The organism is Nitrosomonas communis, assembly GCF_900114745.1.
In the GTDB taxonomy this organism is placed as follows: Bacteria; Pseudomonadota; Gammaproteobacteria; order Burkholderiales; family Nitrosomonadaceae; genus Nitrosomonas; species Nitrosomonas communis_A.
The window spans coordinates 1-15,721 of the sequence record NZ_FOUB01000046.1 but is presented as its reverse complement, the minus strand read 5'-3'; the positions used below and the strand labels follow the sequence as shown (position 1 = coordinate 15,721).

Below are 15,721 nucleotides of genomic sequence, written 5' to 3'. Positions count from 1 at the left end.
GATCTGTTACATGAATTCGCTTGTAGCTGGCCAAGGGGAAGATTTTTTGGCGATACGAGAGGCTTTTAGGACGGGAGATGCTGTTCGTGTGGCATTTTACGCAAGAAACTTGCAAAATTATGTGCTTGCACCGTATGTGGAATACTATCAATTACGTTTGTATTTGGGAACAGCTGATATTAATACTATTAGGGCTTTTCTTGCTCGTTACCAAGATAGCCTTGTTGCAGATAGATTGCGTGGAGACTGGTTAAGAATCCTTGCAAAAAAGCAACAATGGGCATTATTTGCAGAAGAATATCCAAATGTGAGTAATAAAGATGAGGATCTTATCTGCTATTCTCTGCAGCAGCGTCTAGGTCTAGCTGTGAGAGATAGAGAGGTAGCAGGTGAAGCCCGATTGCTTTGGTTGACTGAGCGTGATATGCCTGATAGCTGTACTCCCGTATTCAACATATTGGTTGCTTCAGGGCAAATATCATCGGAAGATATTTGGTCTCGAATCAGACTAGCGCTTGAGGCAGGGAATACCGGGGTAGCGAGGCATATTAGCGGCTATTTACCAAGTAACCAAATACTTAATGAGCAGAAACTCAAGGAAGCAGCGAAAGATCCACAGCGTTATCTGGAAAAATATCAGCATGACTTTAGATCCCGGGCTGATCGCGAAATTGCATTGTTTGCGCTCTCTCAGCTACTGCGTAGCGGGACGAATCAAGCTTATGCGCGCTGGCACAATATACACAAGCAGTTTCCAGAATCTGATCGATCCTATTTTTTGAGTACTCTGGCATACCGGGCAGCCCTTAGGCAAGATCCCCGGACCCTGGGTTGGTTTTTGGATGCTGAAAACAGCAAGCAGACCTATCCCCTTAACGAGGCTAAGCTTGCCTGGAAAGCTCGGGTTGCACTGCGAGAGGGAAAGTGGGATCTCGTGATGCAATGTATAGAGAGCATGCCTTCTGCTATGCAGCAAACTGATGTATGGCGTTACTGGAAGGCACGAGCGTTAAAAAGTAAAGGCGAACTTGTCGCGGCTAATGAAATTCTTGCACCGCTTAGCCAGGAGCACAGCTATTATGGGCAGATGGCAAAAGAAGAGCTGGGGGTTATGCTTAGTGAACCAGCTACTAATTATCAACCTGGCATGCAAGAAATCAGTGATATGCAGCGGATGCCCGGAATTCAGCGTGCACTTGCGCTATACCAGCTCAATCTGCGCATAGAAGCACATCGTGAGTGGACTTGGACAATCCGTAATTTTAATGACGCACAATTGTTGGCTGCTGCAGAGGTAGCCTATCGCCATGGATTATATGATCGTGCGATCAATACAGCTATCAAGACTGTATCGCAGCATAACTTCAATTTGCGTTACCTTGCACCCTACCGTGATCAGATGAGAGAAGTATTGCGCTATCAGGAGCTTGATGAAGCATTTGTATATGGTCTTATCCGCCAGGAAAGCCGCTTTCTTTCTGATGTTAAATCAACCGCTGGCGCTATGGGTTTAATGCAGTTAATGCCGGCCACTGCAAAATGGGTTGCAGAAAAATTAGGTATGCAGAATTTCCATAATCATCTTGTTACTGATATCAATACCAATCTTCGATTAGGGACTTATTATTTGAAGCATGTATTGACCATATTTGATAATCAGCCATTATTGGCTGCGGCTGCTTATAACGCTGGACCAAGTCGGGCTAAACAGTGGAGAGATGATATAAGGCCATTGGAAGGAGCAATTTATGCTGAGACTATTCCTTTCAACGAAACGCGTGATTATGTCAAAGTAGTCTTAAATAATTCAATGTATTATGCAAGTAACTTTGGCCACCAACCTATACTCAGATTATCACAACGCTTGGGAACTGTTTCCCCTAAGCAATAATCGTTCTTTTCATGAAGATTTATCGAGTAGGTGGTTCAGTACGTGATGAATTGCTGGGGTTGCCGGTAAAAGATCATGATTATGTTGTTGTGGGTTCTAATCCGGAAGAAATGGTTCAGCATGGCTTTCGCCCTGTTGGTAAAGATTTTCCAGTTTTTCTTCATCCTCAGACTCAAGAGCAGTATGCATTAGCACGTACTGAACGAAAGGTTTCGCGTGGCTATAAGGGATTCGAGGTCTTTGCCTTCCCAGAGGTGACATTACAAGAAGATTTAGCCCGGCGTGATCTGACGATTAATGCTATAGCTAAGGATCAAAATGGAAACATTATTGATCCATTTAATGGGATTGCTGATCTTGAAGCAGGTATACTACGTCATATCAGTCCAGCTTTTGTGGAAGATCCGGTCCGGGTACTGCGCGTTGCCCGGTTTGCTGCACGCTTTGGTTTTCATATTGCCCCTGAGACGCTGGATTTAATGAGAGAGATGGTGCATAACGGAGAAACTGAAGCACTGGTGCCAGAGCGGGTATGGCAGGAAATTGCGCGTGGATTGATGGAGCATCATCCTTCCCGGATGTTTTATGCTCTGCGCGAATGCAGTGCGTTGTCGCGCATTATTCCTGAGGTTGATGCGTTATTTGGTGTTCCGCAGCCAGCACAGTCTCATCCAGAGGTTGATACCGGTGTGCATGTCATGATGGCTATTGATTATGCAGCATCACGCCAGTATTCATTGACTGTTCGTTTTGCTGCGCTTACTCACGATCTTGGCAAGGGAACAACACCTCCAGATGAGTGGCCGCGACATATTGGACACGAAATGCGTAGCGTAGCATTGGTAAAAGATCTGAGTGAACGTATTAGAATTCCGAAGGAAGAACGTGATTTAGCACTTCTTGTGGCTCGCTTCCATGGGGATGTGCACCGTGCTGAGGAGCTACGTTCTGCAACGATTGCCGATATGTTGCAGGTAACGGATGCGTACCGTAAACCCAATCGTTTCCAAGCATTTCTCGAGGCCTGCGCTTGTGATTTTCACGGTCGCCCAGGCTATGCTGGTAAGCCCTATCCGCAATTTGAACGATTAATTAAAGCATTTACCGCCGCTAGGAATGTTGATGCAGGTGCCATTGCTGCTGAACTCAAGCGAAGCGATGTGGATCCAGCTGATTTGCCTAAGTTGATCAATGCTAGGGTGCGTGAGGCACGGATTGCCGAGATAACGAACTGTTTTAGCTAATTATATTTCTAAATCAATTAGAAATATAGTATTGCGCTGGTTTAATCATTCCACACTAGTGAGTGTTTTTATTTTGTGTATGGGTTAATAGCTCTGCTTGGCCATTGGAAAGAATAAAAACACGATCAGCAGCATTGATGACTGCCGGTTGATGTGATACTGCGATGATCGTGTAATCTCGCGCTAGTCTTTGCAGTGTTTCGCAAATTGTTTTTTCACTTTCTGGGTCAAGCGCACTGGTTGGCTCATCTAATAGTAGCAGGAGGGGTTGATGAGCCAGTGCTCGAGCAATCGCGATACGCTGACGTTGTCCGCCAGAAAGCATACCCCCTCGTTCACCAACAACCGTCTGTAAACCTTCTGGGAAGGAGTTGACAAAATCCCATGCGCCAGCCTGTTGTAGCGCCCGTTCCGCATCAGCAGAATTAAGTGCAGATGCGCCTACGAGTACATTGTTGAGTATCGTGTCATGAAGTAGTACTGTATCCTGAGATACGTATCCGATTAAATGTCGCCATTGCCGCAGCTCAATATTATGTAATGCAACACCATCAATGAGAATTTCGCCGGACTTAGGTTCTGCAAGCCCGCATAGCAGGTCGAGCAAAGTACTTTTACCCACACCAGAAGAACCGATTACTGCAGTAAAGGTTTTAATGGGTATGTCAATATTGAGGTCATTGAAAATAGACTTCCGGTCATAATCAAAGGCAATATGACGAAGGCTGATACCTTGCTGAAGAGTAGGTGCTAAAGTACCAGTTGTTCTTTCAGCTGCTGCCTGGGCTTCGTCAAATGCTGTACGTAGCGCCCAATAAGCGCTTTCCTGAACTGCCAGTTGTTGGTAGCGGCGTTGTATTTTGTTAAGAACCCCAAGGATCCGGGTTAACAAAAAAACCATAACCATTACTTCTGGCAGGGAAAGATTCCAAACGACCAAAGCAAGGTATAAGCCGCTTGCTGTTAGTGTTGCGAGTATGGGTTCTTGTAATGCAAGTAGTGCAGCTCTACTGATGACTTCTTTGCGGGTGGCTTTTTCTAATTGACAGGATTGATCATGCAAAATGGCATCAGCTACATTGTCTCGTGCCATTGCCTTTAAGGATTTCACTGAACTTAACACGTCTGATAAATAGCTCAATAAATGGCGCAGTAAGTGGGTTTGCTTTGTTCCTGCCCGTCTGGTTGCACGTACCAACCGATTGAGTACGAAAAACAGAATGATCCCAATAAGGAGAGAACCAATGGTTGCCTGCCAGGAAATGAATAGTGCAACAATAATGTGCACAAGGACCACAATGGATAACGCAAGCACATCGACGCTATGCTCGAAGCCATTTGCCGCGCGATAAGCTTCTGTAGCAACTGAATTGGCCAGTGCTCCAACTGGCTGACGTAAATAATATTGCCAGCGACTGGCAAGTAACGCTTTAATGAGATTTAGGCGCAGTGCAGTTGCGACATGCGCAACGGTATAACCTACCTGTCGGTTCGTGAGAAGCAGGATCATTCCCTTGATGAGCATGCCACTAACAATGATCATCAAAATAATATCAATAGTAGGTTCAATTCCGATACGTTGTAGGTTTTGAACCATGAATCGTCCTATACTGGACTCATCTGCTTCCCCCACCGCGACGGAAAGAAGGGGGAGTAACGCTGTCAGGCTAAGAGCTTCAGCGACTCCTGCTAATAATAGAGCAATCAGTACGAATGCGCTGCGTCGCGGGAAAACCGTAATATAGGTAAGTAATGTACGCATAGACTGATTTCTTTGTTTTACCTAATTTTTAATTGACTGAAGGTTTGATAATGCTAATAAATGCAGCTGCAATCGATATATCGATAACCTTAAACGTGCGGTGCTTTTTATTTGTAATAGAATGCCGTGGAAAAATTATGGGCTTCGTTTTATTATTTAGTTGAGATGTAACTCGGCTGATAGCGGACTCAAAATCTTATACCTATTTTACGTTATTATTTTATATTAGTAATTCATTTCTAATTTCGATACTCATTAGGAGGTAGTTCGATCACTCCTTCAAAAACAGTGACTGCAGGACCCGTCATAAATACAGGTTGATTTTTTCCTTCCCACTGTACCCATAAATTACCGCCGTGGGTACTGACTTTGACTTTAGATGCCAGTAGACCACGTTCTATACCTGTGATCACTGCGGCACAGGCACCTGTGCCGCAGGCCAGTGTTTCGCCCGCTCCGCGCTCATAAACTCGCAATTTAATATGATGGCGGTCAATAATTTGCATGAAACCTGCATTGACACGTTGAGGAAAACGGGGATGTGACTCTATCAGTCTACCATCTGTCGATACTGCGGTATCTTCGATATCGGGTACAATCTGAACGGCATGAGGATTGCCTATGGAAACAACACTAATCTCTATTTGTTTATCATTAATATCGAGTGTATAGATCAAATCATGTTTTTCAGCTAAAAAGGGAATATCTGCAGGTTCAAATTTAGGAATACCCATATTGACAGTCACCTCGCCATCTATTTCCAATCTGGGGAAGATTAAGCCGCTTGCTGTTTCAACACAAATTTCCCTCTTTTTGGTTAAACCATGGTCATACACAAAACGTACAAAACAACGTGCACCATTCCCACATTGCTCTACTTCACCGCCATCAGCATTAAAAATTCGGTAGCAGAAATCCGCATTGTTCTTTGCTTTTTCAACTATTAACACCTGATCACAGCCGATTCCAAAATGGCGGTCAGCTAGCCAGCGAATATTTTCAGGAGTAAGTGAAATTGCTTGATTGATACCATCGAGGACCACGAAATCATTACCTAACCCATGCATTTTGGTAAATTTTATTTTCATACAATTTTTATTCATTAATTGTGATTTTAAAAACTTGGCGAATTTAATTTTGCCTCGTCTAGATCAAGAGGCTGCACGGAACTATTGAGTTGATGTGCCTTTACTTGCGGAGGGCAAATTTTTCTGCAAAATCAAAATGTCTAACATTAGACTTTATGCAGTAGCGCATTGACCACCATAATTGTATTGTGTTCTAATTAAATAGATTAAAGGGGCCAGGTAGCTCAGTAAAAGAGTATCAGTTTAACTCGGTGGAAATGATGGTCCTCCTCCAAAGCCAATTTATTCTCATCCACAAAAATCCACAAAAAATGTCTTCTTTTTCTTTATCATTATTAGGAAATTCTACGGCCCTGTATGTGGCACCGTAAGGTGATTATAAAGATTTGTATTTTTATAATGATCTTGTATCGGATGTATAAATAAATATTAATCTCATTCCTAGAAGATGGGAGGTTTTTTAAAATTTTCTTATTTTTAATCGTTATATATTCTCGGGAATGGTAATGTTTACATCCAGTTTTATTAGGCGATTTCTTACAGATAAGAGAATAAATTAAGCTGTGTCACTTTATTTAGGAGCCTTCGAAAAAATGTGTGCTCATTTGTTAATTTTCTTGCATCTGCTTTTATTTTAATGATGATCAGTGCCTTGTTATCAATGTTCATGTTATTCCGGATTTAATGGATAGGATAGGAGTTAGGATAGGTATTATTTATTAATTGCAGATTATGCAAATTGTAGCAGTTATATACTTAATCATTTGAAACTTATGCAATCTTTTCAAATGAACAATTATATAGCCTAAATTTCTGCAAATGATGCGATCAAACATTAGAAATAAGGATGCAAATAAATACGCCCATTGGGGAAGTAGTTAATTATTTTTTATTTAAAATGATACTGAGAAATCAGAAAGATGAAAGCATATTGAGCTTATTTTACTTAAACTATTTTAATTAGGAAAAGTGTTTTGATTCGTATTTATAATCATTACGTTTCTAAATTCACAATATTGCTTATTAGCATAGAGGTTTGTCTGCTAATGACTGTATTTTTTCTGGGGAGCAGTATTCATTTTCATTATTTTAAGATTTCCTTTATTGATTTGCTACTTTCTCAGTTACCAGGCGCCATTGTTTTTATTTTTGTAATGATTACATGTATGGCTATGATGGGTATGTACCAACAAGATTCAAGACTGGATATTGAATCCACATTATTGCGTTTGATGCCATCATTAGCTATGGGTTTTGCAATTATGGCCCTGATTTTTTATCTGTTTCCGAAACTATACCTAGGTCGTGGGCTATTAACGATAGTGATATTACTCGCATTATTACTAATTCTTATAACACGCATGATCTTTTTCCGATGGCCTAATCATCTGGAAGTTCTTCGGACGCGCGCGATAGTGCTTGGAACAGGAAGTATGGCAGGAGAGCTTTTGAGTTTAACAGAAAATAGCTCAACTTTACGTAATCTAGATATTGTGGGTTTTATTCCATTTTTTGGCGAAGATCGACACGTGCCTGTTTCGGTAGTATTGCCAGCACATAGTTCTTTACCATATCTGGTTAATCAGTATGACGCTAACGAGATAATCATTGCAACACAGGAACGAAGAGGGGGGGGATTTCCTATTCAGGAGTTATTGGAATGTAAGATGCATGGTATTAAGGTAACAGATATCGCCAATCTATTTGAACGTGAGTGCGGTCAAATTCGTATGGAGTCACTTTATCCAAGTTGGTTAGTATTTGGTGGTGGTTTTGATCAAAGTTTTTCTAGAACCACGATTAAGCGTATTTTCGATTTGCTTGCAAGTCTATTACTTTTGTTTGTGACACTACCAGTCATGTTATTAACGGTGATTTTCATTTTAATAGAAGATGGTAGACCTGTTTTCTATCGACAGGAAAGAGTGGGAAAAGGGGGGAGGAATTTCCTGATAATTAAATTTCGCAGTATGAGGAATGATGCGGAAAGAAGTGGGCAAACGCAATGGACAGCAATAGATGATCCTCATGTTACTAAAATTGGGCAGATTATTCGGAGATTGAGGATAGATGAGCTTCCTCAGATTATGAATGTGCTTAAAGGAGAAATGAGTTTAGTGGGACCTCGCCCTGAATGGCCTTATTTCGTTGATATGCTTATTGAGAAGGTGCCTTATTACAATGTCAGGCACAGTATTAAGCCTGGGATAACCGGATGGGCGCAAGTACATTATCCCTATGCCTTCTCGGTAGAAGACGCAATCGATAAGCTGCAATATGATCTCTACTACATAAAAAATCAGAGCTTATTTCTTGATCTCATTATACTGATAGAGACTGTAGGTGTGGTTCTTTTGGGTAAAGGTAATAGATGATAGTCAAATACTACTTCTAATATGTGGGCAACAATCACCGCGGCTAGCTATGTTACAGCAGCAGTAGCTTATTTGTTCTTATTTGTCCTTTTGCTTACGAATTGGCGCGGACGCTTATATGGATCACTGCTGGCAATTGTTTGTATAGTTTCTGCTTTTTGGGCTTTTGCTATCGCAAGCCAATCATACTGGGGTTTTTCACCAACTTTTCTTGTAGAAATTCTTGAAATTTTGCGCAATGCAGGTTGGTCTATATTTTTAATAGCGTTACTGAATCCTTTTCAGCAAAGGAAAGAAAATTCTATTCCTCTGAAAATAAGGCCTGCTGTAGCCGCCATAGCAGTGCTTTATCTTATATTTTTCATGCTGGCTATTTTTTTTAATGGGAATTATGACGGCGGATTTACCTCGCATGGTCAACCTGCTTCTTATAGCACCTTTTTTATAGGTGTGATAATGGCCGTAATTGGCATGGTTCTCGTTGAGCAATATTACAGAAACATGTCGTCTGAACAACGCTGGAGAATAAAATTTATCTGCCTGGGGATAGGAGGTATTTTTGTATATGACTTTTACTTATTTAGTGATGCACTTTTGTTCAGAAAAATAAATAGTGACATATGGATTGCTCGAGGGTGGGTAGATGCTTTGACTGTTCCTTTGATCGCGCTCTCAGTTGCCCGTAATCCAAAGTGGTTTATAGGAATTTGTATCTCACGGCATATTTTGTTCTATACGACTACCTTACTGAGTGCAGCCATATATTTGCTTGTAATGGCAGCTGTCGGTTACTACTTAAAGCTTTCCGGTGGGGCTTGGGGGGGGATTTTACAGCTAACTTTTTTATTCGGTGCTGTTCTGCTTCTTATAGTTTTACTATTTTCTGATGTCACTCGTGCCTGGCTTAAAGTATTCATTAGCAAGCATTTTTATAGCTCTAACTATGATTACCGTGAAGAATGGTTGCGTTTCACACGAACTCTTTCAGAAGGTGAGCTGGAGCTAACAGCGCGTGCAATCAAAGCGCTTGCACAACTTGTGGAAAGTCCTGCAGGCGGATTATGGTTTAAGCAGGAAAATGGAAGATATCAATTGATAGGATGTTGGAACATTTTTCTAAAAAATAAAACTATTGAAGCTGACAATGAATTTTGTAAGTTCTTAGAAGAAAAGGCATGGGTAATTGATTTACAGGAGTTCTACTCTGACCCAAGGAAATATTCATCCTTGGTGCTACCAAATTGGCTATCTGATATTCCAAGATCTCGACTGATCGTGCCATTAATTTTGCATCGAGAATTGCTGGGATTCATCGTATTGATTGAACCTCGGAGTGCTATTAATTTAAATTGGGAGGTTAGAGATTTATTGAGGGTCGCGGGTACTCAGGCATCGAGCTACTTGGCACAATACGAAGCTACTAATGCACTCTCCATCGCACGTCAATTTGAATCTTTCAATCGTATGTCAACTTTTGTCGTGCATGATATCAAGAATCTGATTTTTCAATTGTCTTTATTACTTTCAAATGCTGAAAAACATAAGGATAATCCCGAATTTCAGAAGGATATGATCGAAACGGTGAGTTTTTCGGTAAGTAAAATGAAACGATTACTTGAAAAATTAAGCACTGGAAATCAATCCGAAAAATTAGAAATTCTTTCTCTTGATCAACTGTTACAACAGATCATGGAGAGGAAATCTTTCCATATACCCAAGCCTGCGCTTCAAATTACTCATTCAAATTTAATGGTAATGGCTGATTATTCTCGTCTTGAGAGAGTGATTAGCCATCTAATTCAGAATGCAATTGAAGCTACTTCCAAGAATGGTCAAGTTTGGGTTCGACTCTTAAAAAAAGATAGTTCTGCTCTGATAGAAATCGAAGATAATGGGCATGGCATGAGCGAACAATTTATTCAGAAAAAGCTTTTTAAGCCTTTTGAGTCTACTAAAACAGCAGGTATGGGCATTGGTGTTTTTGAGAGTAAAGAATATATTAACGAGCTCGGAGGGCAACTTGATGTTGTTAGTAAAGAATCTGCAGGAACAATTTTCTCAATTTTTTTGCCACTTTCTAAAAATTACCAAGAAAATAAGGTTGTTTCTTAAGATTAACTATATTCTCTATCTTTTATAATCTAGTCCGGTTTCTCATTCTTAGTCTTTTTGATAACTATTTATAAATTCCATCTGATATCATGCAAATTGCTTTTGGTGATACTAGTGAAAGCCTGTCTGGAGTGTAATTTAATTAATTGAATATTAATATAATTTGCTGATTTTTAATTTATGTTTGTAACATATTCTTGTAAGTTGTACCGAAGCGTTTTTTAAAAAGATGAAAGCAGGTAGTAGTCAGAAGAAATTACTTGTAATTGAAGATGACCCTGGATTGCAGAAACAATTGCGCTGGAGTTTCGATAATTATGAAGTTTTCGTTGCAGTAGATCGTGAAAGCGCGCTTGCGCAAGTTCGCCGGCATGAGCCTGCGGTCGTTACTATGGATCTTGGTTTGCCACCAGATCCTGACGGTGCTTCTGAGGGATTAGCGACCTTAAAACAGATCCTTGCACTTGCGCCAGATACCAAAATAATCGTTTTGACAGGTAATCAAAACCGTGTAAATGCTTTGAAAGCAATTGAATTGGGTGCGTATGATTTTCATCAGAAGCCCTTTGATCCCAAGATGCTAAGTTTAATTGTTGATAGAGCCTCTTATTTATATGGCTTGCAACGTGAAAATCGCAATCTGCTACTTTCTCAGCTGGATTCTCCAATTTCTGGAATTATTACGCGCGATCCGGACATGATCAAAATGTGTCGTAACGTTGAAAAAGTTGCGACTTCAGATGCGACAGTTATGTTACTAGGTGAAAGCGGCACAGGTAAAGAAGTCTTGGCTAGAGCACTTCATCAGATGAGTTCACGTAAACAAGGGCGTTTCATAGCTGTCAATTGTGCTGCTATCCCTGAGGCTTTGCTTGAAAGCGAGTTGTTTGGTTACGAGAGAGGGGCTTTTACCGGGGCAGTTAAGCAAACGCCAGGTAAAATTGAGTTAGCTCAAGGGGGAACTTTCTTTCTTGATGAAGTAGGAGATTTACCGATAGCATTGCAGGCAAAATTACTACGTTTTCTTCAGGAGAGGGTGATTGAGCGTATCGGAGGGCGGGAAGAAATTCCTGTGGATGTGCGTGTTGTCAGTGCAACTCATCAAAACCTTAGGAAGTTGATTGGAGAGGGTCGTTTTCGTGAGGACTTGTTTTATCGGTTGAGTGAGATTCCCATTAAAATTCCACCTCTTCACAAGCGAGTGGGGGATGCAGTACTGCTTGCGCATCATTTCAAAAATAAGTTTTGCGCAAAAGAGGGGCGCCATTCACTGAGTTTTAGTCAGGAAGCTTTGAGTGCGATTGAGGCATACCATTGGCCAGGTAATGTTCGTGAAATGGAAAATTGTATAAAACGTGTCGTTATTATGGCTGAAGGACCGCAAATTACTCCGGATGACCTGGGACTTCAGGAATCAGAGATCTTGTCCGAGCCGATGAACTTACGTGAAGTTCGTGAAAGGGAAGAATGTAAGGCCGTGGTTAGAGCGCTTGCGAAGGTAGACGGTAATATTGCAAAGGCAGCTGAATTGCTCGGTATTAGCCGTCCAACTTTATATGATCTAATGAATCGTCATGGCCTCAAATGAGTATGCGAATGCTATTTTAAGATAATGGGTAAATTGCTTATTACTTCTTAAATCTTGGAATCCAGCTAGCATCTCAGTAAATCCCTTCCTTTTAGACGAAGGATGATATCCTGTTTGAAAGGAAATATTTATAAGTATTGAAGCATGCAGGATAGGTAACACACCTTATCATGGGTATTAAAGTATGGTATTTGCTTAAGCATTACAACGATAGCATTTGGGAGCAAGAGAGTATTAGTTATATCTAAATGGTAATGTTCCAGATGGTGTTTGGGGAATATCTCAAGAATCAGAAACTTCTGTAATCGGATAATGATCTTAAAGCGATATCATAAAGCTAGCGCTCGAATAAACGATTAATCCAGCTTAGAGCCATAACCTGAGGCTTCTATCCTTTAGCCAATAGAGTATGCACGATGCCGCATCTTTTTCATGAATTGGTTTTTAATTCTGCAAATGATGGTGTAACTACTGAAGCGCTTGTGTATCAGCAGCAGAGATTGGATTATGCCGCCCTGGCACAAGAGATCCAACTTGCAGCAAATGCATTGCTGGCTTTGGGATTGGGGCGAGAAGAGCGTCTTGCTATTTATCTTGAGAAAAGGTTTGAAACTGTAATTGCCATCTTTGCTGCCTCCGCCGCGGGAGGTGTTTTTGTGCCAATCAATCCGTTGCTTAAAGCAGCGCAAGTAGCTTATATCCTTAAAGACTGTAATGTGAGAATATTGGTCACATCAGTTGATCGGCTTAATTTGCTCATATCTGTTTTGCCAGAATGTCATGATCTTCATACAGTGATCGTAGTGGGATCAACTGAGAATTTACCAGTAATTACAGGTGTGCATATGATTAGCTGGCAAGAAGCCATGACTCTACCCAGATCAACCCGTCCTTATCGGTGTATTGATAGTGACATGGCTGCCATCTTGTATACCTCGGGTAGTACAGGCAAGCCCAAAGGAGTGGTACTTTCCCATCGTAATTTGGTCACCGGGGCAAAAAGTGTTTCGCAATATCTAAAAAATAATCAAGATGATCGAATTCTATCAGTATTACCGCTTAGTTTTGATTACGGCTTGAGTCAGTTGTCGACTACTTTTTACGTTGGTGCAACCAATGTTCTGATGAACTATTTATTGCCGCGCGATATTATCCATGAAGTAATCCGAAAAAGCATCACTGGTCTTGCTGCTGTTCCTTCACTATGGATCCAACTTGCTCAGTTAAAATGGGAAAAGGTGATAACACTACGCTATATAACTAACTCGGGGGGGGCAATGCCCCGAGCTACACTTAATAAACTTCGCTGCGCACTTCCCAATACGAGTATATTTCTTATGTATGGTTTGACAGAAGCATTTCGTTCAAGTTTTTTGCCACCGGAGGAAGTAGACAAACGCCCCAATTCTATTGGCAAGGCGATACCCAATGTGGAAGTATTAGTGCTGCGCGAGGATGGTTCGCAATGTGCCCCAGGTGAGCCTGGGGAGCTAGTACATCGCGGACCGTTAGTATCCATGGGTTACTGGAATGATGCTGAAAAGACTGCAAAATGTTTTAAGCCGCTTTCACGACAATCTGGTTTGACCATTCCGGAGATAGCTGTATGGTCGGGTGACACAGTCCGTATGGATGAGGAGGGCTATTTATATTTTATAGGTCGTTGCGATGACATGATCAAAACTTCGGGCTACCGGGTAAGCCCTACTGAAATCGAAGAAATTATTTATTCCACAGAGTGTGTTGCTGAAGCAGCGGCAATCGGTGTACCGCATCCAACTTTGGGTCAGGGAATTATTGTAGTAGTGGTACCGCTTGAAGGGGTTAATTTGGATTCTGAGGCATTGCTATCAGCTTGCAAGCGCCATCTTCCCGCTTTCATGGTGCCAAGTTTAATAAAACTACGACAAGGCCACCTATTGCGTAATCCAAATAACAAGATTGATCGTAAAAGTATAGCTCAGGAATTTCTAGATATCTTTATGTCGGTAGAAATATGACGGTGATGCGTCCGAAACATGCTCCTATGACGCAATTTCCAGTGCAGAATAATTGCCTTCATGTTGGAGGCATTTCTCTTGTACGACTTACCCAACGAGTGGGTAAAACTCCTTTTTATGCTTATGATCGACAACTGATTACTGAGCGTGTCCATTTGCTGCGTCACTGTCTGCCTGAAGAGATTCATCTTCACTATGCGATGAAAGCTAATCCTATGCCTGCTGTTGTTCAGCATCTAGCTGGACTGGTTGATGGTATGGATGTAGCCTCTGTCGGAGAAATGAAAGTCGCGCTAGATACAGGAATACCTCCCGACAGAATTAGTTTTGCAGGCCCTGGAAAAAATGAGCATGAGCTTGCTTGCGCCATTGCCGCAGGTATTGTGATCAGCATGGAATCTGAGCGGGAATTGGAGCGTATTACGACACTAGCTGAACAGATGGGTATTTGTCCTACGGTAGCTGTTCGAGTCAATCCAGATTTTGAGCTTAAATCCTCTGGAATGAAAATGGGCGGGGAAGCAAAACAGTTTGGTATTGATGTAGAACGCGTTCCTGCTATGCTTACTCGTATAAGCAAGCTAGGATTAGATTTAGAAGGATTGCATATTTTCTGTGGATCACAGAATCTTAAAGCAGGAGCTATCCAAGATGCTCATGATAAAACGTTGCAGCTAGGGTTGCAACTTGTACAAGTTTCGCCTATTCCGATTCGTACATTGAATATGGGGGGGGGGTTTGGGGTTCCCTATTTTCCTGGTGAAAAGCCACTTGATCTTGTTGCTGTGGGAAAGAATTTGCAGCGTTTATTTTCAGAAATAAAACCGGATTTGCCTGGAATTCGCTTTGTAATTGAACTCGGACGCTATATTGTAGCGGAAGCAGGTATTTATGTATGTCGTGTATTAGATAAAAAATTATCAAAAGGTCGAGTATTTTTAGTGACCGATGGCGGATTGCATCATCATCTCGCAGCTTCAGGAAATTTTGGTCAAGTCATACGTAAAAATTATCCTGTCATTGTTGGCAACAAAGTTGAATCTTCCGAAACAGAAGTGGCCTCCGTAGTGGGACCACTTTGTACTCCACTTGATTTGTTGGCAGATCAGATGGAATTGTCTAAGGCAGATATTGGAGACTTAATTGTCGTATTCCAGTCCGGGGCGTATGGCTTGACAGCAAGCCCGACAGCCTTCCTAAGTCACCCTGAGCCGTTAGAAGTGTTAGTGTAGCCCAAATTTTCCGTAACTAGCCATTATCGATATGAAATCGAAGCGAGCTTTGCAGCCTTGTGTGGGGTTAATCCAATTCCAGCCTCATCAGGCAAGATCAAGAGCACACAAACTGCTACTTGACATTTAGAAGGGCATAGTAAGAATACGTGTACCAGATTTCAATAATAGCTTGACTCAATCATTGAATGAGCAATTATGGGGCTCTGGTACCGTAAGGGTTGCCTGGTTTCCTGACCCCCACTCTGATCGACCATCATTTGTGTCATTCCACGGATCTGTCGGCTACTTGGCAACATCTGGCGGTGAGGTTTCATCTCGCCTTTGCCTGTGGCCCAAGAAGGGCCTGATCGCTTATCTCTTTACTGTCTTGTCCTGGCAATCGGTTTTGGTGAATCCCTATTCATTAATATTATTGGAACATAGGGA

General features: G+C 41.5%; 10 protein-coding genes. 8 read left to right on the top strand and 2 right to left on the bottom strand.

The window, feature by feature from the left end; all coding sequences use genetic code 11:
- The first annotated feature begins 10 nt into the window (after positions 1–10).
- Both BM122_RS14675 and BM122_RS14670 read left to right on the top strand, forming a co-directional pair.
- Entirely contained in the window at positions 11–1,891 is a 1,881-nt protein-coding gene (locus BM122_RS14675; protein WP_256212087.1) for a transglycosylase SLT domain-containing protein, read from the top strand.
- A gap of 11 nt (positions 1,892–1,902) precedes the next feature.
- Positions 1,903–3,135 (top strand): multifunctional CCA addition/repair protein, encoded by a 1,233-nt coding sequence (locus BM122_RS14670; RefSeq protein WP_074906332.1) that lies wholly within the window; start codon positions 1,903–1,905, stop codon positions 3,133–3,135.
- 55 nt (positions 3,136–3,190) lie between these two features.
- Here BM122_RS14670 and BM122_RS14665 read toward each other — a convergent pair whose 3' ends face one another.
- Together BM122_RS14665 and dapF are read right to left on the bottom strand one after the other, a co-directional pair.
- Positions 3,191–4,897: an ABC transporter ATP-binding protein gene (locus BM122_RS14665; protein WP_074906330.1), complete on the bottom strand. Its 1,707-nt coding sequence runs from the start codon at positions 4,895–4,897 to the stop codon at positions 3,191–3,193.
- Positions 4,898–5,136: 239 nt separating this feature from the next.
- On the bottom strand, positions 5,137–5,985 hold the full coding sequence (gene dapF / locus BM122_RS14660; protein WP_074906329.1) for a diaminopimelate epimerase: 849 nt from the start codon (positions 5,983–5,985) through the stop codon (positions 5,137–5,139).
- Between the two features lie 974 nt (positions 5,986–6,959).
- Between dapF and BM122_RS14655 the strand changes: the two genes are divergently transcribed.
- The 6 genes from BM122_RS14655 to BM122_RS24270 form a co-directional block, all read left to right on the top strand.
- The gene (locus tag BM122_RS14655) at positions 6,960–8,360 is read left to right on the top strand and encodes a TIGR03013 family XrtA/PEP-CTERM system glycosyltransferase (protein ID WP_074906327.1); all 1,401 of its coding nucleotides are present in this window, start codon (positions 6,960–6,962) and stop codon (positions 8,358–8,360) included.
- 21 nt (positions 8,361–8,381) lie between these two features.
- Entirely contained in the window at positions 8,382–10,472 is a 2,091-nt protein-coding gene (gene prsK / locus BM122_RS14650) for an XrtA/PEP-CTERM system histidine kinase PrsK (protein WP_074906325.1), read from the top strand.
- A gap of 229 nt (positions 10,473–10,701) precedes the next feature.
- Positions 10,702–12,060, top strand: a complete 1,359-nt coding sequence (prsR, locus tag BM122_RS14645; protein WP_074906324.1) for a PEP-CTERM-box response regulator transcription factor — start codon at positions 10,702–10,704, stop codon at positions 12,058–12,060.
- Between the two features lie 416 nt (positions 12,061–12,476).
- Positions 12,477–14,060 carry an acyl-CoA ligase (AMP-forming), exosortase A system-associated gene (locus BM122_RS14640; protein WP_074906322.1) on the top strand — a complete coding sequence of 528 codons (1,584 nt, stop codon included), beginning with the start codon at positions 12,477–12,479 and terminating at the stop codon, positions 14,058–14,060.
- Positions 14,061–14,065: 5 nt separating this feature from the next.
- Positions 14,066–15,292: a pyridoxal-dependent decarboxylase, exosortase A system-associated gene (locus tag BM122_RS14635; RefSeq protein WP_371264932.1), complete on the top strand. Its 1,227-nt coding sequence runs from the start codon at positions 14,066–14,068 to the stop codon at positions 15,290–15,292.
- Between the two features lie 172 nt (positions 15,293–15,464).
- A partial coding sequence (locus tag BM122_RS24270) for a hypothetical protein (RefSeq protein WP_218152095.1) occupies positions 15,465–15,721 on the top strand: 257 nt, incomplete at its 3' end.

Excerpts from the sequence above, each read along its gene's own strand:
- BM122_RS14670 (WP_074906332.1), top strand. The coding sequence starts at position 1,903 with ATGAAGATTTATCGAGTAGGTGGTTCAGTACGTGATGAATTGCTGGGG.
- BM122_RS14665 (WP_074906330.1), bottom strand. The coding sequence starts at position 4,897 with ATGCGTACATTACTTACCTATATTACGGTTTTCCCGCGACGCAGCGCA.
- prsR (WP_074906324.1), top strand. The coding sequence starts at position 10,702 with ATGAAAGCAGGTAGTAGTCAGAAGAAATTACTTGTAATTGAAGATGAC.
- dapF (WP_074906329.1), bottom strand. The coding sequence starts at position 5,985 with ATGAAAATAAAATTTACCAAAATGCATGGGTTAGGTAATGATTTCGTG.
- BM122_RS14675 (WP_256212087.1), top strand. The coding sequence starts at position 11 with ATGAATTCGCTTGTAGCTGGCCAAGGGGAAGATTTTTTGGCGATACGA.
- prsK (WP_074906325.1), top strand. The coding sequence starts at position 8,382 with ATGTGGGCAACAATCACCGCGGCTAGCTATGTTACAGCAGCAGTAGCT.
- BM122_RS14635 (WP_371264932.1), top strand. The coding sequence starts at position 14,066 with ATGCGTCCGAAACATGCTCCTATGACGCAATTTCCAGTGCAGAATAAT.
- BM122_RS14640 (WP_074906322.1), top strand. The coding sequence starts at position 12,477 with ATGCCGCATCTTTTTCATGAATTGGTTTTTAATTCTGCAAATGATGGT.